Here is a 26,650-nt window from a genome sequence, read left to right as displayed (position 1 = left end):
CGGAAAGGCCGACCATCATGTGCCTGCACGGAACCGGTGAGACCGTACGCTCCCGCACCGACGGCTCCGCACCCGCCGGACCGCCGACGCCACCGACCGCGCCCCGCCCCTGGCCGAAGGGCTTCCGGACGGTGGTCGACCTCAGCCACACGATCACTCCCGGCATGCCGTCCTGGGACGAGGACAAGCCGGCGCGGGAGACCCCTGCTCCTCCCCCGCCCGAGGGAGAGTTCGGGTTCTACGTGCAGCGGTGGAGCATGTCCGAGCACACCGGCACCCACCTGGACGCCCCCGGGCACGTGATCGGCGGCGGGCGCCTGGTACCCGACATCGACCCGGGCGAACTCGTCGCACCGGCCGCGGTCATCGACATCCGCGCCCGAGCGGCCGAGGACCCCGACACGACGGTGAACGTGGACGACATCCACACGTTCGAACGGGTCCACGGCCGCATCCCTGCGGGTGCGGCGGTCCTGATGTGCTCGGGGTGGAGCACGCGCTGGGCGGAGGGCGACGAGCGGGTCCGCGGCGCCGACGAACACGGCATCTGGCACTTCCCCGGCTTCTCCCCGGACGCCTGCGCGTTCCTGGCCGAGCACCGGGGCATCGCGGGGGTCGGGGTGGACACCCTCAGCACCGACCCCGGCAACTCCACCGAGTTCCCCGCGCACGAGGCGGTGGGTCGGGCGGACCGGTGGGGTCTGGAGGCCCTGACCGGCCTCGAGCAGCTGCCGCCCAGCGGGGCGCTGATCTCCGTGGGTGTACTGCCCGGGCTGGACGCCTCCGGGGGTCCCAGCCGGGTGCTCGCCATGTTCTGAGGGGGCACCACCCGTGCGGTCAGGTGCTCCTGGGCCAGGGGACCGCGCGGTCGGGGGTCCACTCCAGCAGCATGATGGTGGCGTCGTCGGTGAAGCTGCCGCGCTGGTGGTCGTGGATGGCGTGGATGAGGCGCCGCAGGGTCTCGGGGGCGGGTTCGTTGGCGGAGGTGGCGCGGATGACGAACTCCGCGAACCGGTCCAGGCCGAACATCCTCCCCTCGCTGTCGTGCGCTTCGGTGACACCGTCGGTGTAGAGGAGGACCTGGTCTCCGGGTTCGAGGGCGATCTCGTGGACGGTGCGCGGGTTGGCGTCGGGAACGATCCCGTCCAGGCCCAGCGGGGGCTCGGGGGTGCGGTCCATCGCCTCCTCCACGAGGCGCCGGCGGCGGATGAGCAGCGGCGCCGGGTGGGCGCAGTTGGCCCAGGAGAACACCCCGGTGGACAGGTCGAGGTTGGCGAAGACCGCCGTGCAGAAGCGTTCCGGGAGCCAGGTGCCCAGCGCGCGCTCCACGTTGTCGGTGAGTTCGTTCAGGTCGGCCCCGTTGCGGCGGGCGCTGCGGGCACCGGCCATGGCCACTGACGCGGTCAACCCGGAGGCGAGGTCGTGGCCCATGGCGTCGAGGATGACGGCGTGCAGGGTGTTGCGGGTGATGGAGTGGTCGAAGGCGTCGCCGCCCAGCTCGTAGGCGGGTTCGAGGACGGCGGTGGAGAGTCCGCGGGTGGTACCGAGGGTGCGCGGCGGCAGGAAGGCGCGCAGCATCTCGGTGCGGAGCTGCACGTTGCGGGTGCGGGTGCGGCGGACGTAGGTGTCGCTGTAGGCGCGTTTGGACGTGATAACCAGGGCGAGCAGTGCGGCGAGGGTCTGGCAGCGGCGGAACGTGGGTTCGTCGAGCCGGGGCGTGCGGATGTGCAGGACGCCTATGCGGTCGGCGCCGTCCTTGAGGGGCAGCCAGAGGCTGAGTTCCTCGGCGCCGCCTTCGACCAGTCGCAGGGCGTCGGTCCGGAAGGCCTCCCCCGCCTCGGTGGAGTCGACGTCGAGGATGGGGCCGCCGGTCAGCGGGACGAGTAGTCGTTGCTGCAGGTCGACCAGGTGCACGGTGATCTTTCCGAGGCCGATCGCCGTGCCGTAGCGGTTGGCGGCTTCCAGAACATCGATGGGTCCGCTCCCGTGCACGGATCTGATGAGTTCCTCGAACAGGAGCTCGCTCTCGCTGAGCGGCGTCACCTCATCCACGCCTCCACCTCCCTGGGTCCTCAGTGTCACACCGGCGGGCCCCGGTGCCCAGGGTTCGGTTTCGCGTGTTCCTTGGCTGGTCACACCGGTGGCTTCGGATTCACCCCCAGCATAGTCAACCAGGGTTGACTTTCTTGGGCGGTCAACCTAAGTTGACATCAGGGCCTGACCCCGGGCCAGCACACGACCCTTGGAGGCGTCATGGACCACAGCACCGTCCGATCCGCGCTCGCCCTGGCCGTCAGTACCGACCTACCCGTCCTGCTGTGGGGCCCGCCCGGCACCGGCAAGTCCGCCACCGTCCGCGCACTGGGACAGCGGCTGGGCCTGCCGGTGGAGGTGGTGGTCGGCTCGGTCCGCGAACCCGCCGACTTCTCCGGCCTCCCGGTCGTCCACGGCGGCGGCACTCACTTCGCACCACCGAGGTGGGCCGAACGGCTCGCCGAGGCCGGATCGGGCCTGCTCTTCCTCGACGAACTCACCACCGCCCCGCCCGCCGTACAAGCCGCCATGCTGCGAGTGGTGCTGGAGCGCACCGTGGGCGACCTCACCCTGCCCGACGGCGTGCGGATCGTGGCGGCCGCCAACCCGCCGGGGCTGGCTGCCGACGGCTGGGAGCTGTCCGCGCACCTGGGAGATGGCCGCGACCGCCCTCGCGGCCGGGGACGGCCCCGGGAACACTGGGAGAAACTCGGCCCGGCACCCGGTGGTCGCAGCTCTGGTGGTCGGAGCAGTGGGCGAGGCCGCCGGGCTCGAACTGCTCTCCTGGTTGCGCACCCTCGACCTCCCCTCCCCCGAGAAGCTGCTCGCCGACCCCGACCAGCCCCTCCCCGACCGGGTCGACCGGTTGCACGCCCTGCTCGGCGCGCTGTCCGCGCACGTCACCGCGGACGGATCGCTCGCCGTGTGGGAACGGTCCTGGGAGGTGGTGGCCCGGGTGGCGCGCACCGCGCCCGACGTGGCCGCCGACACCGCGCGCACCTTGGCGGCCCGGCGCCCGGACGGGGCGGTCCCGCCCACCGCCCTGCCCGAACTGGCTCCGGTACTGCGCTCCGCGGGGCTGCTGCCATGAGCACCGAACACACTCCCCCGGCACTGGAACGGTTCGCCGCGGCCCGGTTGTGGGCCGCCCACCGGGCGCCGTACCTGGCTCGGGCACTGTTCGCACTCACCCCGGTCGTGGTGGAGCCCCGACTGGACGAGGCCACCGGCGCCCCCGTCTCCGACCCCGGCCTTCGGGCCTTCCCCGCCGACGCTTCCTGGCGCGTACACGTGGATCCGGGTACCGCGGCGGCCGCACCGGTGGGCGTGTTCGGGTGGTGGCTGCTGCACGGAGTGGGGCACCTGGTCCGCCGCCACCACGAACGCGCTCCTGACGCGGGGGCCGCTCCCGAGGAGGTGCGCCGGTGGAACCGAGCGGCCGACGCTGAGGTCAACGACGATCTGGAGGCCGACGGGCTGCCCACCCCCGAGGGTGTGGTCTCGCCGGATGCACTAGGGCTGCCCGAAGGGCGCCTGGCCGAGGAGTACGCGTCGACGCTGGAGGTGCTGGAGGAGGCGCACACCCGAGGCGGCCGCGCGCTGGCCGACCCGGTGGACTGCGGCGGGGCGGTACACGGACTGGACCGCACGTATGAGAGCGGCGCGGGCGAGCCGGAGTTGGACGCCCTGGACCGCGACCTCATCGAACTCGCTCTGGCCCGCGCGATCCAGGAGCGCGCCGCCGACCGCAGCGGGGTTCCGGGCGGTTGGCGCCGGTGGGCGGAGGAACGGCTGGGTCCCTCGGAGGACTGGCGGGCCCGCCTGGGTGCGGTACTGCGCCGGGCCTCTCACCGGACCGCGGGCAGGGCGGACTTCTCGTACGCGCGCCCGTCACGCCGCTCGTCGGGCGCGGTGGTCCTGCCGTCGATGGTGGCACCGGTTCCGGAGACGGTTCTGGTCGTCGACACCTCGGGCAGCGTCTCCCGGCCGATCCTGTCGGGCTTCGTCGCCGAGACGGCGGGGCTGCTCCCGCGGGGGCGCCTGCGCGTGCTCTGCTGCGACCTGCACGCCTACCCGGCACAACGGGTGCGGCGGGCCTCGGACGTACGGCTGCTCGGCGGGGGCGGAACCGACCTGCGCGCGGGGATCGCGGCCGCGCTGGCGCTGCGGCCCCGGCCCGACCTGGTGGTGGTGCTCACCGACGGCCGGACGCCGTGGCCGGAGGCCAGGCCTCCGGTTCCGGTGGTACTGGGCCTGGTGGGCGGTGAGGCCCCGCCACCTCCCTGCTGGTCCCACCCGGTCCACCTGCCCGAACGCCCCGACTGACTCGATACCCCAGGCCACTCATCAACGCACGGAGGACATCATGAGCATCGCCTTCGACGACCACGCACCCGAGCCGGAGGACCTGCACGCGTGGACCGCCCGCGGTTTCACGGTGGCCGACGCGCGGCGGTGGATCAACGCCGGGTTCGTCCTGGACGCCGCCGAACGGTGGCGGGAACGCGGTGTTTACCGCCCCGACCCGGCCAGGACCTGGCGGGCGGCAGGACTGACCCCGTACACGGTAGGACCCGCGTTGCGGGCCGGAATGACGCCGGACGAGGCCGTGCGCTGGCACGAGTTGGGCTACGCCCGCGCCGAGGCCGCCGAACGACACCTGGCCGGTGAGCGTCCGCACCCCAAGCGCCTGTTCGCGAGGCTGTTCCGCCGTGGCCGGGACCGCGACCTGGACCTGGACGACGACCAGGCCGAGACGATGCACGCGCTGCTGCGCGCAGGAGTCCGCCCCGCCCTCGCCCGCACCTACCTGGACGCGGGCTGGCGGGGCAACGAATCGGTGACGTGGGCGCGCGCCGGGGTCAATGCCACCCAGGCGGTGCTGTACCGGTCCCTGGGCTTCACTCCGAAGGAGGCATCCCGGCTGGCCGAGGCGGGTCGGGACGCCGAGGAGTTGCTCCGAACCTGGTGGGACGCGGGGGTCCCGCGCTCGGACGTGGCCGCCTGGGCGGTGGCCGGGTTCACGCCGGAGGAGGCCACCCGCGCTCTGGAGGGTGGCCACGGCGTCGAGCAGGCCTCGGTGCTGCGAGCACTGGGCGGGCGGGAACCCCGCCCATGAGTGTCCGGGTGCGGGGCCGGTGCGGGTTTCAGCGTCGGGCCGGGCTGGAAGCGGTGGTGAACGCGGCGACCGCGTGGCCCGCGCCCCGGTCCTCGGCACGGGCGACGATGCGGCCGCCGAGCAGGCGGACCGCGGTCTCGGTGTCGTCGTCCGGATCGGCCACGCCCATGGCGGCGGCGACCGCGGGGTCGAGGACGATCCGCGGCCGTGCCCAGGCCCGCGCCGGAAAGGAGTGGGACAGGCAGCCGCGCAGTTCGGCGACGACCAGCCGGACCAGCGGGAGGAGTTCGGCGGGCTCGGCGGTCACGGGGACGACGGTGACCGGGACGTCCTCGCCCGCGGCGCGCAGGGCCTCCTCCACCGCCGCCAACCGGTGCAGTCCCAGCGCCACGACGACCCCGTCGTCCACCGTCACCCGTTCCCCGTGCAGGGCGTCGAGTGCGGCGGGAGCGGACCAGGGCTGGTCCACAGCTCGGGCGTCCGGAATGTGGGAGATGTGCGGCAGTGGCCAGGCGTCGTCCAGTTCCAGACCGGCGAGCCTCTCGCAGGAGCGGATGACGGTGAAGGGGTCGGCGAAGCCCGGAGCCGCGGCGGCCAGTTGCCCGGCGCCGTGCAGGCTGGTGAGCACGCTCGCGGCCGCCCGGACCCGGCGGCGGTCGGTCCGGGGCGCGGGATGCCCCCGCGCTTCGAGGTGTTCCAGGGCCAGACCGACCAGGGCCGCCTGCAGGGAGGTGAGCTGTGCGAACACGCGGCTCGCCCGGGGGTCGGCGACGATCTCGGCCATGAGTCCGGTGCCGACCCGCTCGTCGGTGCCGGTGAGCGGCAGTCGGGCCACCCAGGCGCGGGCGAAGGCGCCCAGGGCCCCTGTCGGGGTGGTGGCCGCGGACGCGTCGGCCGCTGCTTCGCCCAGCGGCACCTGTTCGGCGGTGTCGGCCAGGACGGCGAGGTACAGGGCGCGTTTGCCCGGGAAGTTGGAGTACACGGCGCCCCGGGTGAGCTCGGCGCGGTCGGCGATGCGGTCGATCTTGGCGTCGCGGAAGCCGCGTTCGGCGAACTCCGACCGTGCGGCCGTGAGCACCCTCGCCCGGTTGCGTTCCTGCTGCTGTGCCCTGCTGAGCCGAACCATCTTCCTCCTCGCCGCGGTACCCCTCCATCCTACGTTGAGATACCAACAGCACTCAGATACTGTGAACATTCAAATGACATGATCATCTGAATTCTTGGAGGGTGGCGTGCGCCATGACTGACTACGCGTTCCGGTCCGACGGGCTGGTCAAACGCTTCGGCAGGACCACTGCCCTGGACGGGGTGGACCTGGCGGCCCGCCCCGGCTCGGTGCTCGGTGTGCTGGGGCCCAACGGGGCCGGGAAGACCACCGCCGTCCGCATCCTCGCCACCCTCGCCCGCCCCGACTCGGGCACCGCTTCCGTCGGCGGATTCGACACGGTGCGCGAGGCCCCGGAGGTGCGCCGCCTGATCGGGCTCACCGGGCAGCAGTCGATGGTCGACGAGGAGCTCTCCGGCCGGGCCAACCTGGTCCTCATCGGCCAGCTGCTGGACCTGCGCCGGCCCGAGGCCACCGCCCGGGCCCGCGAGCTCCTGGACCGCTTCGAACTGGCCGACGCCGCGGCCCGACCCGTCGCCACCTACTCCGGCGGGATGCGCCGCCGCCTGGACCTGGCCGCCAGCCTGGTGGGGCGGCCCCGCGTGGTCTTCCTCGACGAACCCTCGGTCGGCCTCGACCCCGGCAAGCGCGAGGACCTGTGGCGGATGATCCGCGAACTCACCGCCGAGGGCACGACCGTCCTGCTCACCACCCAGTACCTGGAGGAGGCCGACGCCCTGGCCGACGACATCGCGGTGATCGACCACGGCCGGGTCATCGCCGACGGCACACCCGCCGAGCTCAAGCGCGTGGTGGGCGGGCAGGCCGTATCGCTGCGGCCCGCCGACGAGACCCGGATCGAGGAGGCCGCCGCCGTCATGGAGCGGGTCGCGGGCCGGGCTCCCGAACGCACCGGACGACAGGCCCTGTCCGTACCGGTCGCGGGCGACACCGTGGCCTGGGACATGGCTGCTCACCTGCGCGGACAGGGGATCTCCGTCACCGAGTTCTCACTCCACCTGCCCGGCCTCGACGAGGTGTTCTTCGCGCTCACCGGCACCGCCCGGAAGGACGCCGAACCCCGGAACTCCGACGGCGCCGACGACACCGGCGGCACCGAAGACACCGCGAAGGAGCCCACCGCATGAGCGCCCCAATCCGCATCGCCCACGAACCGGCCCCCGCCCGCCGCCCCGCGCCCCTGGCGCGGCACAGCCTGGTCCTCGCCCGGCGCAGCCTGGCCAAATCCCTGCGCAATCCGGGTTCGCTGGTCAACGGTGTGATGACTCCGGCCATATTCATGGTCCTCTTCGTATACCTGTTCGGCGGTTCGGTGGCCGGCTCCACCGACGCCTACCTGCAGTACCTGTTCCCCGGGGTACTGGTCATGGGAGCGGGCATCGCCGGGATGCTCTCCTCGGGGCTGACCATCAACACCGACATGAAGAAGGGCGTCTACGACCGGTTCCGGAGCCTGCCGATCGGCCGCTCCGCCCCGCTGCTCGGCTCGGTCCTCGCAGACCTGGCCCGGTACGCGATCACGGTCCTGATCCTGTTCGCGATCGGTTCCCTCATGGGGTTCCGGGTGGAGACCGACGCCGCCTCCGCGGTGGCCGCCTCAGCCCTGGCCATCGCTTTCGGCTTCGGCTTGAGCTGGGTCATGGTGTTCGTGGGCGTTCTCCTGCGCGACGAGAGCGGGGTCATGGCGATCACGTTCATCTCGATCCTCCCGCTGCTGCTGGGCACCAGCATGGCGGCGCCGATCGACACGCTGCCCGGCTGGCTGCAGACCTGGGCCGGGATCAACCCGGTCACCCACGCCATGGACGCCGCCCGGGCCCTGCTCACCGGCGCCCCGATGGGTGACGCGGCCACCCTGACCCTGGCCTGGTCCGCGGGGCTGGTCGCGGTCTTCGCACCCTTGGCGGTGTGGGCCTTCAACCGCGAACGCTGACCGGGCCTTCTTCTCCCGCGCCATCCGCCCCTCGCCCTGTTCTCGCCGGACCGCCTCCCCTACGCTGACTCCGCCGGTCCGGTCCCGAGCGGGGCTCGGTAGGACACGAGAGGAGTCGGGTTGAGCATCAAGCACCACCGCGTCGAGGTGAACGGCCTCCGCCTGCACGTCGCCGAACAGGGTGAGGGACCGCTGGTCCTGCTGCTGCACGGCTTCCCTGAGAGCTGGTACTCGTGGCGGCACCAGTTCGACGCCCTCGCCGATGCCGGGTACCGGGTGGTCGCGCCCGACCAGCGCGGCTATGCGCGCAGCGACCGGGCTGCCAGCGTCGAGGAGTACTCACTCCCCCACCTGGTCGGCGACGTCACCGCGCTGATCGGCGCGCTGGGCGCGGAGGAGGCGGTGCTGGTCGGGCACGACTGGGGTGCCCCGGTCGCCTGGACCACGGCGCTTCTCCGCCCCGACCTGGTCCGCGCCGTGGCGGGGCTGAGCGTGCCGCCGCTGCCGCCGACGGGGATGCCGTCCATCACCTCGTCCCGGGCCATCTACGGGGACCGCTACTACCAGGTCTACTTCCAGGAGCCCGGCAAGGCCGACGCCGAACTGTCGGCGGACCCGGCCTCGACCATCCGGCGCCTGCTGGTAGGGGCTTCGGGCGACGGACCCTCGGACGAACCGAGTCCGTGGATCGTCCCCGAGGGCACGGGGCTCGTGGAATCGCTGCCCGAACCGGCCGATCTTCCCGCGTGGCTCACCGAAGAGGACCTGGCGGTCTTCGCCGAGGACTTCTCGGCACCGGACGCCTTCACCGGTCCGCTCAACTGGTACCGCAACATCGAGCGCAACCAGGGGTTGATGGCCGCGTTCAACGGGCTGCGCATCGAGGTTCCGGCCCTGTACGTGGTGGGTGACAAGGACATGGTCGTCTCGCTCAAGGGCGTGCCCGAGCTGCGGAAGGTGCTGCCGGCGATCGTCCCCAAGCTGCACGCCGACATCACCCTGCCCGGCTGCGGCCACTGGACCCAGCAGGAGCGCCCGGAAGAGGTCAACGCGGCCCTGCTGGACTTCCTCGGGACGCTGTGAGACGGGGCCCGTGCTGGTCGATCGGCGGGGCGGATACTGACGTGAAAGGAGTCCGGCCGCGCGTCCGGCCGGACTCCTCCCGGTTGTCGTCAGGCATGGGCGCCAGCGGCCAGGCGCCGGATGGGCGCGAGCGCCTCTGTCCAGGCGACGACCTCGTGGAGTAGCGATTCGAGGTCGCTGACGTGCCGCTCGGCGGGGCGGAATTCGGCGAGGGCCGTGGGGTCCTCGGGGTCGGTCTGGCTGTGGTCGAAGTCGGTGAAGATCGACAGGAGCACGCGCGTGCTCACGCCGACGAGTTGCAGATCGGCGGTGTTCTGGCGAAGCTGCTCGATCGCGCGCGTTCCACCGTTGGTCCCGTAGCCGACGTAGCCCGCGGCCTTGTGACCCCACTCGGCGGCCAGATAGTCGATGGCGTTCTTCAACGCTGCCGGAACGCCGGCGTTGTACTCGGGTGTGACGAACACGAATCCGTCGAAGGCGCCGATCGTCTCTGCCCAGCTGCGGGTGTGTTCGTGGGTGTAGTGGCCGTAGGCGGCCGGCAGGGGCTCGTCGAGGAGCGGGAGGTCGTAGTCGGCCAGGTCGACGAGTTCGAACTCGGCGTGGGCCGGGCCGACCATCTTGGCTGTGCGCAGGGTCCATTCCGACACCAGCGGTCCGCTGCGGTTGGGGCGTGTGCTGGCCGAGATGATGGCGACGCGAGTCATGCGGTTCTCCGTAAGTGGTGATGTGAGCGGATGGATTACTTGAGTCGGCGGTAGAGGACCATGGTCAGGGGTCCGAAGATCGCGACCAGGGCAGCGGACACGCCGAGCACGGCGGCGATCTCAGCGGAGGCATCGGTCCCGTGCATCAGGCCCCTCGCGGCTGTTGCCAGGTGGCTGATCGGGTTGATGGCGACGAAGCCTTCGAGCCAGTCCGGGAGGGTCTCGGGTGGAACGAAGACGTTGCTGATGAAGGTCGCGGGGAACAGGATCAGCATGCTGACGTTCGTCAGTGCGGTCTCGGAGCGCATGACGAGCCCGAGGGACGTCCAGACCCACGACAGGCTGAAGGCGAATACGAGGAGCAGTCCGACCGCCGCCACGGTGCCTCCGAATCCTGCTTCGGGACGGAACCCGAGAAACAGCCCGAGGGTGATCATGACGGTGGAAGCCACGATGTACCGGACGACGTCGGCGATCAGAGGGCCGATCAGTGTGGAAGGCTGCCAGATCGGCAACGTCCGGAATCGGTCGTGGATGCCTTTCTGGATGTCGCGGTTGAGGCTGAGGCCGGTGTACATGGTGATGAACACCACGGTCATGACGAGCACGCCCGGAAGGACTTCTTGCAGGTAGGCGTCGGTCGAGCCGACGACCGCTCCCCCGAACAGGTAGGTGAACATCAGCAACCACACGATGGGGAACGCGGTGACGTCGAACAGCTGCTCGGGAACGTGCTTGATCTTCAGCATCGCGCGCCACCAGAAGGCACCGGATGTGGTCACCCTGTTCGCCGGTGACGGCGGAGCTCCCGTGGCGAGTGATGAACGGAGTTGTTGGTTGGTGGCGGTCATGGGTGGAGCTCCTTGGCTTCCGCGGTCGTCCGGTGTTCGTCGGATGATGTCGGCTGTCCGGTGAGCGAGAGGAAGACCTCGTCCAGACTGGGTTGGCCCAACGAGACCGAAGCGACAGGGATGTCGGCGTATGACAGTTCGGCCAGGGCGGACGCGAGTTGGTCCGTGCTCGCCACGGGAGCCGTCAGTACGGCGTGGTCCGGATCGCGACTCACCGGAACCTTCAGCAGATTGCCGAGGATCTGTTCGGCTGCGTGGCGATCGGCGGCCTGAGCGAGGCGTAGCTGCAGAGTGCCCTCGCCCACCGAAGCTTTGAGCTCACTGCTCGTGCCCTCGGCGATGGTGCGACCGTGGTCGATGACCGCGATGCGGTCAGCCAGCTGGTCTGCCTCCTCGAGGTACTGGGTGGTGAGCAGCACGGTGGTGCCGACCCCGACCACGGTCCTCACGATGTCCCAGACGTGGTTGCGGCTGCGTGGATCGAGTCCGGTCGTGGGCTCGTCGAGGAACAGCAGTTGCGGGGTGGCGACGATACTCGCAGCGATATCCAGGCGACGCCGCATGCCGCCCGAGTAGGTTTTGACCAGCCGTTGGCCAGCCTGCACGAGGTCGAAGGCGGCCAAGAGCTCTCGTGCCCGCCCGGCCGAGTCGGCCCTGGTGAATCCCCACAGGCGTGAGAGGAAGACGAGGTTCTCGTATCCGGTGAGGTCTTCGTCGACCGAGGCGAACTGGCCCGTCATGCTGACGAGGCGCCGGACTTCCGCCGCCTCCCGGACAATGTCGTGTCCGAACACGGTGGCCGTCCCGGAGCTCGGTCGCAGCAAGCTCGTCAGCATGCGGATTGCGGTCGTCTTGCCAGCACCGTTAGGGCCAAGGATGCCGTAGACCTGGCCTGCCGGGACGTACAGGTCGAGGCCGTCCACCGCCCGATTGGCGCCGAACGTTTTCACCAACCCGGACGCCTCGACCGCTGGCTGGACTGTCGTCATGGTCTTCTCCGCTCTTCGTAGCGCCACTTAATTGGGTACTTTGTACCCAAAAATAGCGTATTTTGTACGCAAATAAAGGAATGAGTGGGGCGCCGCCTCGCCAATGGCGTTGTCGAGGGAGTGCCGTTCGGCCGCTGGTGGGTGGTCGGTGCGTCGCGCCTTCAGAGCAGGGCTGCCGCCCGCTCGGGCGACGCAAGCGAAGGGATGTCCTGTGTCGCGTTGCTTCGAGTGGAACTCGGAAGGGTTGATTCCTGCGTGGCGCCGGTCAGTCGCGGAACCGGTCAGTCAAGGAAAGAGGAGGCGTTCTCTCGGGCCCACTGCTCGAACCGCAGCGCTGGCCGCCCGGTGACCCTAGAGACCGTGGGCCACACGTCTCTGGCGTCGGGCGGGAGGTTGGCGTCGTCTGCCAGAAACAGCTTGAACTCGATCATGTCCTCGGTCAGCCCCTGGGTGAGCCAGAAGGCCGCGCCTTCCTCGGGGGTCAGCTGCTCGAACCGTAGATCGCGCCCGATGGCCTCGGCGATGATCTGGACCTGGTCGGCCGGTGTGAGTGCTTCGGGTCCGGTAAGGGCGTACTCGTGCCCGGTGTGTCCTGGCTCGGTGAGGGCGTGTGCCGCGACCGCGCCGATGTCCGAGGGGTGGATCAGCGGGCTGGGACTGACGCCGACCTCGCGAACGACACCGTCGTGGCGGATCGCCTCGCCCCAGTCCTCAATCTTGTTGGACATGAACTCTCCGGGCGCGAGGTGGGTCCAGGGAAAACGGGCCGCCTCGAGCGCCGGCTGCAACGTGGTGTCGTCCCAGTTGAACAGGACGGTGCACCGCTCGACCCCGGCTTGCTGGAGTGTCTTGGCGATCTGCTCGCCATTGTCCAGTGGGGCGTAGCCGTCCCCGAAGGCGATGAGGTGGGCTGCCGTCGCGCCCTCCATGGCCGCGGCCAGGCTGTCGGTGTCGGTCATCGTTCCTGCGACCACCTCCACCCCGTCGGGAAGGGCGGCTGCTGCCGGGTTGCGGCTCATTGCGCGGACTTCGTGGCCGGCTGCGATGAGGTGGTCCACCACCCATCGTCCGACCGTGCCCGTCGCCCCGGTCACCAGAATGGTCATCTCAAGCCCTCCTACTCGGCACTTCGCCAGAATCGGGTACGTTGTACTCAATGTTAGGGTACGGCGTAAGCAGATGCAAGGCCGTCGACGAGGAGGAGTTCTGGATGACAACCGGCGACAAGGCCGTCGACCGTCTCGGGCGCAGTCTCAGACTGCTGTGGAGGGTGGGTGAGCGATCGAAACCGGGACCCAAGCCGACCTTCACCCTCGAGGGGATCGTGGATGCGGCTATCTCTGTCGCCGACAACGAGGGCATTGATGCTCTAGGTATGCGCCGCGTGGCCGACGAACTCGGCTCGGGTGCCATGTCGCTGTACCGCTATGTTCCGAGCAAGACCGAACTGCTCAACTTGATGCTCGACCGCGTGCATGCTCCCACCGAGGAACTCGCCCACGCTTCAGGCGGCACGTGGCGCGAGCTCACCGAAGCCCATGCACGGCAGAGTTGGCGACGCTACCTCGCCCACCCCTGGCTGCTCCAGGTGAACTGGTCACGCCCGGTCCTCGGCCCGAACATGGTCGCGGACTTCGACGCCTCCCTCGCCGCGCTCGACGGCCTTGACCTCGACGGCGTCGATCGTGTCATGATCGGCAACGTCGTCGACGGTTATGTCACCGGCCTGGCTCGGAGCTATGTGTTCAGCCAGGACGCCTCAAGGGACTCGGGGATCAGCGATCAGCAGTACCAGGACTATCTGGTTCCCTTCTTGGAGGCGGCCGTGGCGACCGGCGAATATCCGGCCGTGGCCGCGCTGCCCGACGACCAAGCCTGGGGCGTGAGCTGGCACCAGACCTTCGACTTCGGACTCGAACGCCTCCTGGACGGTCTTGAGCGGTATATCGAGGGGAAGGCATCGGGTAGCGGTGACCAGCCCGAGTAGCCCGGGACCCGGCGGCGACGGCAACCCCGCGGGTGGGCGGGGTCGAACTCCGGTCGGTGTGGGAGCGGCGCTGAGCACGGGTCCCACGTGGGTTCGATGAGCCTTGGCGAGAGGGGGCACGGGACTACTGACGATCACGAAGCGTTGACAACTTCACGATCGGTGGTTCCGTGCCCGCCGCTGTGCTCCAAGGATCAGGACCCGGTCCCGCCGTCACCGTTGCGCGCTTCCAAACGGCGCAACGCCTCCTCCCAGCGAAGGCGCCGCTCGTCCGCGGCCAACTCCCACCAGGGGGTACCCCGCTCCCCCAGCCCCTCCTTGGCGCACTGCACCCGCCCCCTGGCCCGCCGTTCGGCATCGGGGTCCTCCGCGCGCAGCGCCGCCGCCACATCCCGGCGGGCCGACATCAGGTGGCCGACCAAGCTCTCACGTACCCGATCGGGCAGGGACGGATCGCTGGCCCGCCAACGCCGTCCCCTGACCACGATGTAGCGGCCGTCCCCGGTACGCTCAGCGTCCGCCATGCCCCGGGATGTGCCCGCCCCCGCTGCCGGGCACACCGCCGCCTCTCCCCTGTCAGGAACCGTCGGCCGCGTGTGGGTCGAGCACGTCGGCGAGCCTGCTCGGGGAGTCACCCCCGTAACCGGCGTCGCGGGCCCGCTCCACGACGGCGTGGGTGGCTTCGAGGCCCCCTTCTGGCACACCCGCCGCCGTCATCGCCGCACGCAGGTGGCCCAGGCTGGCCGAGACCGAATCGAGGGAGGAGCTTTCGGCCCCCGAAAAACTCCCCTCGACGAGGTCGGAGGCCAGCTCGGGCAGAACGTCGGCCGCGAGTCGCGACATCGCCGCGGCGTGCGGGGCCACCAGGTTCACGTCCAGGCCCTGTGCCCGTGCATAGGCGAGGGCGTGCGCGACACCGCCGATCGAGGTCCAGAACTGGCTGAGCAGGGCGACGTCGTAGGTGGCCGCGGCGGAGACCTCCGAACCGAGGTAGTGCGCCGTGCCGCCGAAGGCGGAGAGCAGGTCCCGGTGGGCTTCGTAGGTTTCCCGCGGACCCGAGTACAGGACGCGGGTGGCCCGGGTTCCGATGGTTTCAGCGCCCGTCATGATCGCCCCGTCCAGCAGCGTGATCCCCCGTTCGGCGAGGCGCGCGTCGAGTTCCCTGGTCAGTTCCGGGGTGTCGGCGGTGAGGTTGACGACTACCAGACCGGACAGGTCGGTCTCGCGTGCGGCCCGGTCGAGGACGCTTTCGACCGCCGCGCCGTCGATCAGGCAGAGGACCGCGACACCGTTGGCCGCCAGCGCTTCGGCAGCGGAGCCCGCCAGGTGGGCCCCTTTGCCGACGAGCTGGTCGGCCTTACCGGCCGTGCGGTTCCAGACGGTGGTCGGGTGCCCGGACCGGAGCAGGGACTCCGCGAGGGCCCGGCCCATGGGGCCGAGACCGATCACTGTCACGGGGGCACGGTCAGGCGTCGTCGTGGTCCCGGCGTCGTGTTCGTGTGCTGTGTTTGCTGTCATGGCACCGAACGTAGACTTTGACGCCAGCGTGAAGGTCAAGTCGGTAGCGGGAGGCGCGGTGAGGATCGGCGAACTGGCGCGGCGTGCAGGGGTGAGCACCCGTGCTCTGCGCTACTACGAGGAACAGGGGCTGCTCCGGCCCTGCCGTCAGGCCAACGGTTACCGGGCCTACTCGGAGGCAGACGTGGACCTGGTGCGCCGCATCCGGGTCCTGCTGGCAGCGGGCCTCAACTCCGAGATGGCCCGGGAGGTCCTGCCCTGCTCCACGGACGACGGTCAGGTGGTCGCTCCGGTGTGCGGTGAGCTCGTCACCGAACTGGTGAAGGAGCGGGACCGCATCACCGGCCGGATCGACGAACTGCAGTCGGCCCGCTCTTCACTCGAGGCCATCATCGAGGCAGGGCAGTCGGCGGTTTCCCAACCGAGCGGTACGACCTGACGCTGCGAGGATGTTCCGCGCTCCGGACGGGCGGCGGGTCAGATCCGGCGGGTCAGCCCCAGCACGACCGCGGTGTTGATCGCCGCCAGCGCGATCCACACGACCGCGAAGGCCGCCACCCCGCCGGAACCCAGCGCCGAGAGGCTGCTCGGGGCTCCGAACAGCAGCGAGAAGAACACGGCGGCACCGATGGTCGAGTTTGTACTGCTCCACGCCTTGCGCATCTCCTTGGCCTGCCGGAACTCCGCCTCGGCCTTGCGGGCGTCGGCCTCGGACTTCCGGGCCGCCGCCTCGTATCCGATGAGCCGGTGTTCCAGCTGGGCATGGACCTCGGCTGCGACGGCATCACCGGTCTGGCCACCGGTGATGCCGCTGGCGGGATGTTCGGCGGGCTGGCCTGGGGTGGCCGGGGTGTGTTCAGCCATGTCTGATCCATACCACGACCCCCCGCTGATCAGTCGGGACAGCGCCACCCCGGACCTGGCCGGGTGCGGACGTGCTGGGCGTCAGGGCTTGTGCGCCACCCCGCCGTACTGGTCCATGCCGCGGCGGGTACCGGCCTCGACGGGGTAGGGCCGCCACTCGGGGCAGGGGACCACACCGGGCTCCAGCAGCTCCAGCCCCTCGAACCGGGCGGCGAACTCCTCGGGGCTGCGCAGGAGGTAGGGGACCTCGCCGTGCTTGTTGCCCTCCTCGACGGCCCGGTTGTAAGCCTCGCTCGTGTTGGTGCCGTCGTAACTGGCCAGGTAGCTGCCGGGCGGAAGGGCGGCTAGGGGGCGGCGCACGATCGGCAGTACCTCCTCGTCGGGGATGTGGCCCAGGACGCCCATGAGCATCAGCCCGACGGGACGGTCGAGGTCCAGGGGCGCGGCGGCCCGCCGCAGGACGATGCCGGGGTCGCGCAGGTCTGCGTCGATGTAGTCGGTGACGCCCTCCGGCGCGCCGACCAGGAATGCGCGCGTGCACGAGTACGAGGGGTCGTTGTCCACGTAGACCACGCGGCACTCCGGTGCCACCGCTTGGGCGACCCCATGGGTGTTGTTGGCGGTGGGCATCCCGGTACCGATGTCGAGGAACTGGCGGATGCCCGCCTCGCCCGCCAGGTGGTTCACGATGCCGAGTGGGTCCGGGTGGTGTCGATCTGCCGCGGGGTGCCGGGCTCGACGGGAGCGGACGGGGACGGGTCGTCAGTCATACCTCTACCTCGATACGCAGGGGGTCCCCGCCGCCGAGCGGGTTTCCCGGAGCTCCCGCACCAGGAAAGCCCGCCCTCAGCGGGGATCTACTCGCGGCGAGGGTATACGAGGCCCCGTTCTCGCGCGGATGCGCAGCACTCGGTACAGGCGGCGGCCCCGGCCGGAGGGAACCGTCAACGTGCCGGTACCGTTCTGAAAGACCTCAGGCGAGACTGTCGCGCCATGCTTCCAAGAACCGGAGCAGAGCTACGGAACCAGGGTCCCGCTCACCGGCGCCGCGATCACCGACCCAGGCAGCGCGCCCCTTCGCCGAGGTCAACGCACTCGTCTCGGCGACCGCCCGCTCAGCGGCGAGGACAGCCGCGTGTACGGCCTCGCCGGGGCCCCGCACACCGGCAAGGGCGCCTTCGACCAGCACCAGTCCGTCCACGAACGTCTTGTCGCCGGGACTGGCACCGCCCCGCTCCCGCACCCTGCGAGAAACGGCACCGGTCAAACGTGCGGCGTCCGCGGCTGAGACCGTGTCCAACCCTTCCGCTTCCGCTGCGGCGGCAAGCACCCCGGCACCGGTCAGTGCGGCGAACGTCGACGGGTTGGCCGCTGCGAAGGCTGTGGCGGCAGCGCGCAGGACATCCGCATCGTGGGCATCCTCTGGCAGTTCGAGCAGCACCTGCCGGGCCGCCAGCGCTCCGGAGGAGACCGTGACCCCCAGGTCCCCGTCCCCGAGCCTCGAATCCAGGTCCCGCAGTTCCCCGGCGTGTGCGGGCATCCGATCCAGGGTGTCCGCGAGCACTCGCCTCAGCTCGCTCACCCGATCGGTGCGGCGCACGCGCGGGGCCGCCCCGCCCTCCGGTCCGCCAGCAGCGGCTCGGGGTGCACGCGCGGTCGGCGCGGCCGTGGTTCCCTGGGCGAAGAACGGGGACGCGGCGGGCGCGTCGAGGAGCCCGGCCAGCTCGCCGTCGAGCGACAGGAGGGAAACCGAGGCGCCCGCCATCTCCAGGCTCGTGGCGAACTCCCCCACGTAGTGCCGGTGGACGATGACCCCGCGCTCACTCAGTACCCGGTGGACACGCCGGTAGATCAGGTACAGCTCCTCCAGAGGCGTCGCGCCCAGTCCGTTCACCATTACGGCGACTCGGTCCCCGGCCCCGGGGTCGAGCTCGGCCAGGATCTCGGTGAGGAAGCGGTCGGTAATCTCATCCGCGGTCTCCAAGGCGCCCCGGTGGCTCCCGGGCTCTCCGTGGATGCCGATCCCGACCTCCATCTCGCCCTCGTCCAGGGTGAAGGTGGGCTCGCCCGCCGCGGGGAGGATCGTCGGGGACAATCCCACTCCCATAGTGCGGGTGGCGTCCACGGTCCGCTGCGCCGCCGCGCGGACCGACTCCAGGTCGTCGCCGCGCTCGGCCGCGGCACCGGCGGTCTTGTAGGCGAAGAAGAGCCCCGCCACACCCCGCCGGGTCTCCTGCTTTCCTCTGGGTGCCGACATCACGTCGTCGGTGCCCAGTACCGTCGCCGTCTCGACCCCCTCCGCCGCCACGACGTCGGCTGCCAGGTCGAAGTTGTAGACGTCGCCGCCATAGTTGCCGTAGAGGTAGAGCACGCCAGCGCCCCCGTGACTGGCGCGCGTGGCCGCAGCGATCTGTTCGGCGGAGGGCGACGAGAACACGTTGCCCACCGCCACCCCTGTGGCCAGCCCTTGGCCAACGTAGCCGAGGAACAGCGGCAGGTGCCCTGAACCCCCTCCGGTGACGATACCCACGCGCCCGTCCAGCGGAGCGTCGGCACGGACCAGAGCCCGCCGGTCCACGGTGGCCGCTCTCAAGCGGTCCGGGTGAGCCAGCAGCAACCCCTCAGTCACCTCGTCGACGAAGTCCTCGGGCCGGTTGATGATCTTCTTCTGTGCCACGGTGCGCCTACCTCCCGTTCTCGCGCCCTCCGTCCGCCGGTGGTCAGGCCAGTGCTTCTGCCGTCTCCCGGAGGACCGACAGGTCGGCCTCGGACACGGCGTCCCCGCACACGCGCGCGGGTCCGGCGAACAGACCTTGGACAGCCAGTCCCGCCTTCAGGTGCGGGATGCTGCCCGCTTTGACGGCCGATACCGCTCGCTCGATCAGCGGTTGGGCCGCGCGGACGCCCTCGTCGTCCCCCTTGTTGAGGGCATCGCGCAAGGCCACGAAGGGTGAGGGGAACACCGAGGAGACCCCGGAAACCACTCCCTTTCCGCCGGAGCGGACGAATTCCTCGAAAGCGATGTCATTGCCGGACAGAACCGAGAAGCCGTCGGGGGCGGCCGCCAGGTAGCTCGAGACCGAAGCATCGGTCTCACCACTGATCTTCACGCCGCGGACACCCGCGTCGGCTAGACGGCTCAGGACCTGGGGCCGGGCTTCCGTGGTGGAGCGTGCCCGGAACAGATAGGCGTGGACCTCAGCGTCACCGGCCGCGGCCACCAGGCGCTCGTAGTAGCGCACTAGGGCATCCTCGGGGGCGGGTAGGAAGTGGGGGGTGATCGCGGCCAACCGGCTGGCCCCTGCGTCCACGGCGGCGCGGGCCAGTTGCGCGGCCTGGCGGGGCGCGGCCGCCCCCACGTGGGCGTAGACGCGGTCCGGTCCGAAGACGTCAAGCGCGATCCGGATGAGGCTCAAGCGTTCGTCGTCGTCGAGGGCGGTGAACTCCCCCGTGGTCCCGGCGACGAACACGCCGTCGACCCCCCGGTCGCGTACCGCGGTGAAGAGCTCGGAGGCGCCTTGGGGATCCAGTCCTTCCTCCCTGGTGAACGGGGTGGGAAGGGCGGTGATCACTTGTGCGTGCACGGGCATGCGTGGTTCTCCTCAGGGGAATCGTGATTGGCGCGGGGGGCGGTACAGGGGTCAGGCCGAGACGGTGGCGGCCTCGTCCCGGCGTGCCCGGCGCGTGCGCCAGGCGGAGCGGAGCGGCGGAATGGCGAGCGCGAGCACGCTCACCGCCAGCAGGAGCACTGCGATGGGGCTGGTCAGAATCGTCTGCGTACCGTCGATCTCCAAGGCCCTGCGCAGGTTGCCTTCGGCCAGGTTCCCCAAGATCAGGCCGAGGACGACCGGGCCGGGCGGGATGCCGAAGCGTTTGAGGAACAGGCCGACCAGCCCGAAGGCGAGCATGATCCCCACGTCGAACACGCTGTTGTTCACCGCGTAGGTACCGACCATGCAGAAGACGAGGATGACCGCCCAGAGGAAGTGCTGCGGCAGTTCCAGGAGCTTGGCCACCCCGCGCATACGCAGCAGGCTGATCACCAGGGCGACGACGGTCGCGATCAGCATGATGCCGGCGATGCTGTAGACCAGGTCGGGCTGGTTGGCGAACAGGGAGGGCCCGGGCTGGATGCCCCAGACCACCATGGAGCCGATCATGACGGCCATGACCGAGTCGCCGGGCAAGCCCAGGGCCAGGGTCGTGGTGACGGATCCGCCCAGGGTCGCGTTGGACGAGGTGTCGGCCGCGGTGAGTCCCTCCAGGGAGCCCTTGCCGAACTCCTCCGGCCGTTTGGAGGCCCGGCGCGCCTGGTCCCAACCGAGGATGCCCGCGATGTCACCGCCAGTTGCGGGGACGACGCCGACGACGCCGCCTACACCGCCGCCGACCGCGAGCGGTTTGAACATGGTGCGCCAGTCACCCCGGGTGGGGAACCAGCGGCCGAACGCCTTGATCGGCTCCGCGGCACGGCCCCGCCGGTGCACCAGGATCTGGTTCATCACCTCAGCGATGCCGAACAGACCGATGATCGCGGCGATGAAGGGGATGCCGTCGGAGAGCTCGGTCGCGCCGAACGTGAACCGGGGCGTACCCGTGATCGGATCGCGGCCCAGAGCCGCCAGGAGCAGGCCGAGCACGCCCGCCATGAGCCCCTTCACGATCCGCCCTCCGGACACCCCGACCATCATCGTCAGGCCGAAGACGACCAGGGCGAACATCTCGGCCGGACCGAAGTTCAAGGCCAGCTGTGACAGCGGGACCGCTGCGATCATGAGCAGGATGACACCGACGAGCGTTCCCCATGCGGAGGCGAAGGCTGACGAAGTCAGGGCCAGACCGGCCTTCCCCTGGCGCGACATGGCGTAGCCGTCGAAGGTCGTGGCGATGGAGGCCGGCGTTCCCGGTGTGTTGATGAGGATCGCCGGAACACGGTCGCCGAAGTTGGCCGCGACGTAGATGGTGAGCAATACGGCCAGGCCGGGCAACGGGTCGAGCGAAAGGGTGAAGCCGCTGGCCAAGGCGACGGCCATGGTCGCTGTTACACCGGGGAAGGCACCGACGAGCATGCCCAGGAGGGCGCCAACGGCGATGCACAGGATGACGGTGGGATCCAGCAGCGCGCTGAACCCCTCGATGATCGGACTCATAGTGGCACTCTCAGGAGGACGCCGAACAGCAGGTAGAGGACCCCTGTCGCCAGGACGGGGAAGAGGATCAGCGCCTTCCAGCCGCGGCCGCCGCCGAACCAGGTCAGAGCGATGAACAGGACCGTGGTCGAGACCCGGAAGTCGATGAAGTACCAGAGCACCCCGTATCCCGCGACGGCCGCGAGCATCAGGACCAGGCGCCGGGTGCCCTCACGCGTGGCGGGTTCGGGTGCGGTGTCCGCGGCGGCGTTGGAAGGCCTCCGAAAGGCTTGCACGGCGAGGCAGGCGCTCAGGGCCAGCAGGACGACCGACAACAGTTCGGGCCACCAGCGGGGGCTGAACTGCGTGAGCTGCGCGCCCTCGGGGATCTGCGCGGCCAAAGCGAACACGGACACGGCGAGCAACGCGCCGGCCCCGGCGGGGGCGAGGTCGCGGAGCCTGCGGCGGGGCGCCCGTCCTGTGCCTCCGGCGGCGTTGCCTGGTCAACAGCTCGGGTGGGCACAGCACTCAGTCCTGTTCCGTGATCAGGTCGCCGAAGCGGGCGTACTCCTGGTCGACGAACTCGGCGAACTCGCCCGAGGGCACGTTGACCGGGATGTCCCCGGAGTCGGTGATGACGGAGACGAACTCCTCCGAGTCGGCAGCCTGGTCGAAGGCCTCCTCCAGCTGCTGGAGCACCTCCTCGGGCACGCCGGCCGGAGCTCCGATACCTCCCCAGCCACCGATCACGACGTCCAGGTCCTGCTCGGCGGCGGTCTCCACCCCAGGCAGGGCCTCCGACGGCTCGGAGTCGAAGACCGCGAGGACCCGGATCTGGTCGTCAGCGTGAGCGGGCGCGGTCTCGGACAGGCCCGCGATCACCGCATCCACCTGGCCGCCGACGGCGGCCGTGACAGCGGGGGATCCGCCGTCGAAGGGCACCGGCTGGAACTCGGCGTCGGCGACCTGCCCGAGTTCGGTGGTGGCCGCCTCCCAGATGGACCCGGCCCCCGAGTTGGAGACCGAGACGGAGCCCGGATCGGCCTGGGCGGCCTCGACCAGGTCGTCGAGGGTCTCGTGGGGGCTGTCCTCTGGCACGGCGATAGTAGCGGGGACCGAGACCATCTGTCCGACGAGGTCGTAGTCCGCGGGGTCCACCTCGTAGCCCTGGTGATCGAGCATGACGGTCTCCACCGGCAGATATCCGATGCTGTAGCCGTCCGCGGAGCGTCCGGCCAGGTCCTCCAGGCCCACGGAACCGGCTCCGCCGCTGCGGTTCTCGACGACGATGCCCTGTCCGAGGACCTCCTCCATCTCGGAGGCGAGGGTGCGGGCCGCCAGGTCCGAGGCGCCTCCGGCCTCGTAGGGCACGACCAGGGTGAGGTCCTCGCTGGGGTACTCCCCCGCGTCCTCGTTGACGCCGCCCCGGTCGGCGCACCCCGCGGTCAGGGCGGTGATCGCCAGTGCGGACGCCGTCAGGCGGAAGGTACTGGAACGCATGGTGCTCTCCGGTGTTTCGGTGGTGTCGGCTCCGTAATGGCGTCGCGGGACATGAGCCGTGGGACGGGGACCGGGTGTTCAGTGGCTACCCGGGGTCAGTCGGATCCGGGGGTCGTGTAGGGCTCCCTGAGCCTGAGCCGGGCGTTGTCCAGGTGCCCGCGGAGCTCCTCGAAGACCGCGTCGGGCTCACCGGTCTCGACCAGTCCGGCCAGTACCTCGTGCGCGGCGACTGAGGGTCCGAGGTCGGTGTAGCGCTCGTTGGACGCCAGGAGCAGGACCTCGATGGTCGGTCGGTACTGCGCCCACACGTCAGCGAGGCGCCGGTGTCCGGCTACGTCGTAGAAGACGGAGTGGAACCGCACGTCGGCGGCGGTGAAGGCCTCCGGGTCGTGTGCCTCTCGCGCCCCACGCATCTGTTCGAGCGGAGGTCGGAGCTCCCGAGCGAGCCTGTTCCGGTCGCGCCCGATCCCGATCTCCAGGGCCAGGCGCTCCAGCGAACCCCGTAGGGAGAAGAGCTCGTCGATGTCCTCACCGTTCAGTCCGACGACCGTGGCACTTCGGCGGTTGGTGTCGATGAGCCCTTCGGAAGCCAGGGTCTTGAGTGCGTCACGGATCGGGCCGCGGCTCAGGTTGAACTGTTCGGCCAGGTGCCCTTCGACCAGCGACGTTCCCGGGGCGTAGCGCCCGGTGATGATCAGGCGCCGGAGCTCACTGGCGACCTTGTCACCCAGTGCCTGGTGCTTGATCGGCAGGATCTCCGGCATGATGTCCTTTCGGTTAACCGTTAACGGTTAACGGTTAACCAGATTGGCTCACCGTGTGACGTGTGTCAATAGCTGCAACGAGGGGCACCTGAGTGAGTGTTGCGAGGTCGGGCGCGCTTTCCTTGCGTTGCAGGGGCTCCCAGCGGAGAGAACCCGAGGATTCCGATCTCCGACCCGGACCTCGGCCACGCCAAGACAGCGGCCAGTGGCCACCGTCGGTAATCAGAATGTTTCCCAAGAGTGAACTTTCAGCGCTCAACGACCCCCTCGACCACCGGTGCTGTGAAACGGGCCGACGCGTTCCCGCTGATTCACACCGCGAGACCCCGAGGAGTGCACGCTGGCATCCGGGCGAGCCGGCTTCAGTGGAAGCCACCGTGAATCGGCTGCAGGATGAGCAAGGCCATGACTCTGGGGATCAGCTACATGACCCCGGGCGATCGAACCTTCGCCCAGGTCAGCGCGGTCGGCCCGTGGGGGCGCCGAGCGGGCGGGCGCGCTCGCCCGACACGGAATGTGGGAAGCCCTGTAGGACAGGAGTTGTGGGTGTTGCGCGATGGGTCTAAAGTCCGGGTTGTGACATAAGACTGAACCGTCCCGTCACCCCCAGCCACCCTCTTGGACAGGATCTCCTTGGCCCCCCGCTGCCCGTACGCCGAGCTCCACTCCGCCGACTTCCACGCGGACCCGCACGCGGTCAACCGCCGTATGGTCCAAGAGCACGGGCCCGTCTTCCCCGCGGAGATCTTCCCCGGGATCAGGGCCTGGATCGTCGCCGACTACTCGAAGATCACCGCCTGGTGCCGGGACACCCGCACCTTCCGCCGCGACTCGCGCCTGTGGCGGGACTGGCGGGAAGGCCGGATCCCCGACGACGCGCCCGCCGTCGCGATGATGATGCACCGGCCCAACCTCCTCTTCACCGACGGCGACGAGCACGCCCGGCTCAAGCGCTCGGTGGTCGACTCCCTCGGGCGTATCCCGGAGAGCAGGGTCGGCGACATCACCCGCCTGCACGCCCACACCCTCATCGACGCCTTCACGGAGCGGGGCCGCGCCGATCTGGTCTCCGAGTACGCGCGCCTGCTGCCGCTGCTGGTGCTCTGCGACCTGTTCGGTTTCTCGCGCGACGTCGGTGAGCGGGTCCTCAACTCCTTGAGCGACCTGTGGGACGGCATCGACGCCGCCAAGGCCAACGGCGAGTACGAGCGCGCCCTGTCCGACGCGATCTCCGCCAAGCACGCCGCCCCCGGGGAGGACGTCACGTCGTGGCTGCTCCAGCACCGGGCCGGGCTCTCCGACGAGGAGATGCTGCACCAGCTGGTCGTGACCATCGGCGCGGGCGCCGAGCCCACCGCCAACCTCATCTCCGGAACCATGCGAGCGCTCATGGCGGACGCCGAGGTCAGGCGCGCCTTCAACAGCGCCCGGGTCGGGGTCGGTGAGGCGATCGACCAGGTGCTCTGGCGCGACCCGCCAGTCAACAACTACCCCGTCCTCTACCCGGTGGAGGACGTGCGGGTCGACCTCGACACGGTGATCCGGGCGGGCGAGCCGGTCCTGCTCGGGTACGCGGCCGCGCACGCCGAACTGTCCGGAGGGGGTCCCGACATCGAGCTGGGCAACCGCGCCCACCTGGCCTTCGGTGTCGGCCCGCACCGCTGCCCCGCCCAGGGGTTCGCCTACGCCATCGCCCAGGTCGGGGTGGAGACGCTGACCAGACGCCTCTCCGACGTGCGGATAGCGGAGGGCGACGCCCAGTGGCGCCCGGCGCCGTTCGCGCTGGCACTGTCCCAACTCCCCGTCATGTTCACCCCCGTACCCCCGAAGGGCACCACACCGCCATGGCAGCAGACATCCCCGTCCTCCACCCCTACGACCTCCACCGACAGACAGCCCGACTACGCGAGCGAGGCCCCGTCGTCGAAGTTGAGATCACTGGTGGCGTGGTTGTTCGGGCGCTGACCGGCCACGACGTCATCACCGAGGCCCTGGCCCACCCGGACGTGCGCAAGGAGGCCCGGCACTGGCGTCCCTGGACCCGAGGCGAGATCCCCATGGACTGGCCGCTGATCTCCTGGATCGCCCCGGACAACATGCTCACCGCGGACGGTGACCGGCACCGCCGCCTGCGCACCCTGGTCTCTCAGGCGTTCACCCCCCGCCGGGTGGAGGTCCTGCGGCCGCGCGTCGAGGAGATCACCGACGAGCTCCTGGACTCCGCCGAAGCCGCCGGTCCCGGGCCGGTCGACCTCAAAGCCGCGCTGTCGCTGCCCCTGCCCATGACGGTGATCTCCGAACTGTTCGGGGTCGGCGTCGAGCACCGGGACACCCTGCACACCCTGGTGCACCGGGTCTTCGACGCGACCACCACACCGGAGGTGGCGGCCCAGACCAACACCGACCTGCAAGCCTTCCTGGCCGGGCTGGCCGAGGCCAAGGCGGTGGACCCCGGGGACGACCTCACCAGCGCCCTGCTGGAGGCGCGCGCCGAGGGGGACGAGAAGCTCTCCCACACCGAGCTCGTGTGGACCCTCATCCTCATGATCGGCGCGGGCTACGAGACCACGATGAACCTCATCAGCAACGCCGTGCACGCGCTGCTCACCCACCCCGAACAGCTCGCCCAGGTGCGGAGCGGCGAGGCCTCGTGGGCCGACGTCGTGGAGGAGACCCTGCGCTGGGACGGCAGCATCCAGTACCTGCCGCTGCGCTACACGGCGGCCGAGGTCACGCTGTCCGGGGTGCGCGTGCCCGAGGGCGAGGCCCTGCTGATGGGCTTCGGCGCCGCGGGCCGCGACCCCGCCCAGCACGGAGCGGACGCGCACGTCTTCGACCTCACGAGGAAGCAGCGCGGGCACCTGGCGTTCTCGCACGGCCCGCACTTCTGCCTGGGCGCGGGGCTGGCCCGGCTGGAGGGAATCACCGCCCTGGAGAAGCTGTTCACCCGCTTCCCGGACATCCGCCTTGCCGAGGGCGAGGAGGTCCCCGAGGCCCCGTCCATCGTCTCCAGGGGCGCCGAGCGCCTCCCGGTGGTCCTGGGCTGAGGC

General features: G+C 70.3%; 26 protein-coding genes and 2 pseudogenes. 12 read left to right on the top strand and 16 right to left on the bottom strand.

What is annotated here, in order from left to right:
* Positions 1-17: 17 nt before the first annotated feature.
* Positions 18-818, top strand: coding sequence for a cyclase family protein (locus ACYVD1_RS15910; protein WP_460772846.1), 801 nt, complete (start codon positions 18-20; stop codon positions 816-818).
* A 19-nt stretch (positions 819-837) separates the two neighbouring features.
* Here the strand turns inward: ACYVD1_RS15910 and ACYVD1_RS15905 are convergent, their stop codons facing one another.
* Positions 838-2,052 carry a PP2C family protein-serine/threonine phosphatase gene (locus tag ACYVD1_RS15905; protein WP_460772844.1) on the bottom strand — a complete coding sequence of 405 codons (1,215 nt, stop codon included), beginning with the start codon at positions 2,050-2,052 and terminating at the stop codon, positions 838-840.
* A 201-nt stretch (positions 2,053-2,253) separates the two neighbouring features.
* On the opposite strand from ACYVD1_RS15905, the pseudogene ACYVD1_RS15900 reads away from it, so the two are divergent.
* The 4 genes and pseudogenes from ACYVD1_RS15900 to ACYVD1_RS15885 form a co-directional block, all read left to right on the top strand.
* Positions 2,254-2,622, top strand: a pseudogene (locus ACYVD1_RS15900) (ATP-binding protein); the annotation flags it as partial.
* Between the two features lie 67 nt (positions 2,623-2,689).
* Positions 2,690-3,124, top strand: a complete 435-nt coding sequence (locus ACYVD1_RS15895; protein WP_460772869.1) for a hypothetical protein — start codon at positions 2,690-2,692, stop codon at positions 3,122-3,124.
* Positions 3,121-4,359 (top strand): vWA domain-containing protein, encoded by a 1,239-nt coding sequence (locus tag ACYVD1_RS15890; RefSeq protein WP_460772865.1) that lies wholly within the window; start codon positions 3,121-3,123, stop codon positions 4,357-4,359. The genes ACYVD1_RS15895 and ACYVD1_RS15890 overlap by 4 nt, the downstream gene beginning before the upstream one ends.
* 40 nt (positions 4,360-4,399) lie before the next feature.
* Entirely contained in the window at positions 4,400-5,152 is a 753-nt protein-coding gene (locus tag ACYVD1_RS15885; protein ID WP_460772841.1) for a hypothetical protein, read from the top strand.
* A gap of 28 nt (positions 5,153-5,180) precedes the next feature.
* Here ACYVD1_RS15885 and ACYVD1_RS15880 read toward each other — a convergent pair whose 3' ends face one another.
* Positions 5,181-6,278: a TetR/AcrR family transcriptional regulator gene (locus ACYVD1_RS15880; protein ID WP_460772839.1), complete on the bottom strand. Its 1,098-nt coding sequence runs from the start codon at positions 6,276-6,278 to the stop codon at positions 5,181-5,183.
* A gap of 113 nt (positions 6,279-6,391) precedes the next feature.
* Here ACYVD1_RS15880 and ACYVD1_RS15875 point away from each other — a divergent pair, with 113 nt between their 5' ends.
* The 3 genes from ACYVD1_RS15875 to ACYVD1_RS15865 all read left to right on the top strand — a co-directional run bounded on the left by ACYVD1_RS15875 (position 6,392) and on the right by ACYVD1_RS15865 (position 9,294).
* Positions 6,392-7,405: an ATP-binding cassette domain-containing protein gene (locus ACYVD1_RS15875; protein WP_460772836.1), complete on the top strand. Its 1,014-nt coding sequence runs from the start codon at positions 6,392-6,394 to the stop codon at positions 7,403-7,405.
* Positions 7,402-8,211, top strand: coding sequence for an ABC transporter permease (locus tag ACYVD1_RS15870; protein WP_460772834.1), 810 nt, complete (start codon positions 7,402-7,404; stop codon positions 8,209-8,211). Before ACYVD1_RS15875 ends, ACYVD1_RS15870 begins: the two co-directional genes overlap by 4 nt.
* 120 nt (positions 8,212-8,331) lie before the next feature.
* Positions 8,332-9,294: an alpha/beta fold hydrolase gene (locus ACYVD1_RS15865; RefSeq protein ID WP_460772830.1), complete on the top strand. Its 963-nt coding sequence runs from the start codon at positions 8,332-8,334 to the stop codon at positions 9,292-9,294.
* A gap of 89 nt (positions 9,295-9,383) precedes the next feature.
* On the opposite strand, the gene ACYVD1_RS15860 is transcribed toward ACYVD1_RS15865, so the two are convergent.
* From ACYVD1_RS15860 to ACYVD1_RS15845, 4 genes are all read right to left on the bottom strand, one after another.
* Positions 9,384-9,998: an NADPH-dependent FMN reductase gene (locus tag ACYVD1_RS15860; RefSeq protein WP_460772827.1), complete on the bottom strand. Its 615-nt coding sequence runs from the start codon at positions 9,996-9,998 to the stop codon at positions 9,384-9,386.
* A gap of 35 nt (positions 9,999-10,033) precedes the next feature.
* Entirely contained in the window at positions 10,034-10,849 is an 816-nt protein-coding gene (locus ACYVD1_RS15855) for an ABC transporter permease (protein WP_460772824.1), read from the bottom strand.
* Positions 10,846-11,838 (bottom strand): ATP-binding cassette domain-containing protein, encoded by a 993-nt coding sequence (locus tag ACYVD1_RS15850; RefSeq protein ID WP_460772821.1) that lies wholly within the window; start codon positions 11,836-11,838, stop codon positions 10,846-10,848. The genes ACYVD1_RS15855 and ACYVD1_RS15850 overlap by 4 nt, the downstream gene beginning before the upstream one ends.
* 281 nt (positions 11,839-12,119) lie before the next feature.
* The gene (locus tag ACYVD1_RS15845; RefSeq protein ID WP_460772818.1) at positions 12,120-12,944 is read right to left on the bottom strand and encodes an SDR family oxidoreductase; all 825 of its coding nucleotides are present in this window, start codon (positions 12,942-12,944) and stop codon (positions 12,120-12,122) included.
* A 104-nt stretch (positions 12,945-13,048) separates the two neighbouring features.
* On the opposite strand from ACYVD1_RS15845, the gene ACYVD1_RS15840 reads away from it, so the two are divergent.
* Positions 13,049-13,825, top strand: coding sequence for a TetR/AcrR family transcriptional regulator (locus tag ACYVD1_RS15840; protein WP_460772816.1), 777 nt, complete (start codon positions 13,049-13,051; stop codon positions 13,823-13,825).
* 194 nt (positions 13,826-14,019) lie between these two features.
* On the opposite strand, the gene ACYVD1_RS15835 is transcribed toward ACYVD1_RS15840, so the two are convergent.
* Complete coding sequence (locus tag ACYVD1_RS15835; RefSeq protein WP_460772814.1) at positions 14,020-14,349, bottom strand: hypothetical protein; 330 nt, start codon at positions 14,347-14,349, stop codon at positions 14,020-14,022.
* A 52-nt stretch (positions 14,350-14,401) separates the two neighbouring features.
* A complete protein-coding gene (locus ACYVD1_RS15830; protein WP_460772811.1) occupies positions 14,402-15,343 on the bottom strand; it encodes an NAD(P)-dependent oxidoreductase in 942 nt (313 codons plus the stop codon).
* On the opposite strand from ACYVD1_RS15830, the gene ACYVD1_RS15825 reads away from it, so the two are divergent.
* Positions 15,342-15,782, top strand: coding sequence for a MerR family transcriptional regulator (locus tag ACYVD1_RS15825; RefSeq protein WP_460772809.1), 441 nt, complete (start codon positions 15,342-15,344; stop codon positions 15,780-15,782). The two genes, ACYVD1_RS15830 and ACYVD1_RS15825, sit on opposite strands and share 2 nt — an antisense overlap.
* Before the next feature lie 38 nt (positions 15,783-15,820).
* Here the strand turns inward: ACYVD1_RS15825 and ACYVD1_RS15820 are convergent, their stop codons facing one another.
* The 8 genes and pseudogenes from ACYVD1_RS15820 to ACYVD1_RS15785 all read right to left on the bottom strand — a co-directional run bounded on the left by ACYVD1_RS15820 (position 15,821) and on the right by ACYVD1_RS15785 (position 23,600).
* A complete protein-coding gene (locus ACYVD1_RS15820) occupies positions 15,821-16,207 on the bottom strand; it encodes a hypothetical protein (RefSeq protein WP_460772805.1) in 387 nt (128 codons plus the stop codon).
* An 81-nt stretch (positions 16,208-16,288) separates the two neighbouring features.
* Positions 16,289-16,897, bottom strand: a pseudogene (locus ACYVD1_RS15815) (SAM-dependent methyltransferase); the annotation flags it as partial.
* A gap of 283 nt (positions 16,898-17,180) precedes the next feature.
* Positions 17,181-18,884, bottom strand: coding sequence for a dihydroxyacetone kinase family protein (locus ACYVD1_RS15810; protein WP_460772802.1), 1,704 nt, complete (start codon positions 18,882-18,884; stop codon positions 17,181-17,183).
* A gap of 43 nt (positions 18,885-18,927) precedes the next feature.
* Complete coding sequence (locus ACYVD1_RS15805) at positions 18,928-19,797, bottom strand: dihydrodipicolinate synthase family protein (protein WP_460772799.1); 870 nt, start codon at positions 19,795-19,797, stop codon at positions 18,928-18,930.
* Between the two features lie 51 nt (positions 19,798-19,848).
* Positions 19,849-21,357 carry a tripartite tricarboxylate transporter permease gene (locus ACYVD1_RS15800; RefSeq protein ID WP_460772797.1) on the bottom strand — a complete coding sequence of 503 codons (1,509 nt, stop codon included), beginning with the start codon at positions 21,355-21,357 and terminating at the stop codon, positions 19,849-19,851.
* Positions 21,354-21,752, bottom strand: coding sequence for a tripartite tricarboxylate transporter TctB family protein (locus ACYVD1_RS15795; RefSeq protein ID WP_460772795.1), 399 nt, complete (start codon positions 21,750-21,752; stop codon positions 21,354-21,356). The genes ACYVD1_RS15800 and ACYVD1_RS15795 overlap by 4 nt, the downstream gene beginning before the upstream one ends.
* Before the next feature lie 112 nt (positions 21,753-21,864).
* Entirely contained in the window at positions 21,865-22,836 is a 972-nt protein-coding gene (locus tag ACYVD1_RS15790) for a tripartite tricarboxylate transporter substrate binding protein (protein ID WP_460772793.1), read from the bottom strand.
* Positions 22,837-22,931: 95 nt separating this feature from the next.
* A complete protein-coding gene (locus tag ACYVD1_RS15785) occupies positions 22,932-23,600 on the bottom strand; it encodes a GntR family transcriptional regulator (RefSeq protein ID WP_460772790.1) in 669 nt (222 codons plus the stop codon).
* A gap of 633 nt (positions 23,601-24,233) precedes the next feature.
* Here ACYVD1_RS15785 and ACYVD1_RS15780 point away from each other — a divergent pair.
* Both ACYVD1_RS15780 and ACYVD1_RS15775 read left to right on the top strand, forming a co-directional pair.
* A complete protein-coding gene (locus ACYVD1_RS15780) occupies positions 24,234-25,565 on the top strand; it encodes a cytochrome P450 family protein (RefSeq protein ID WP_460772787.1) in 1,332 nt (443 codons plus the stop codon).
* Positions 25,547-26,647 carry a cytochrome P450 family protein gene (locus ACYVD1_RS15775; protein ID WP_460772784.1) on the top strand — a complete coding sequence of 367 codons (1,101 nt, stop codon included), beginning with the start codon at positions 25,547-25,549 and terminating at the stop codon, positions 26,645-26,647. Before ACYVD1_RS15780 ends, ACYVD1_RS15775 begins: the two co-directional genes overlap by 19 nt.
* The last annotated feature ends 3 nt before the right edge of the window (positions 26,648-26,650 follow it).

It is taken from the genome of Nocardiopsis nanhaiensis, from assembly GCF_054778635.1.
The sequence above is the reverse complement of the archived record's forward strand: the minus strand, read 5'-3'. Positions and strand labels throughout refer to the sequence as shown.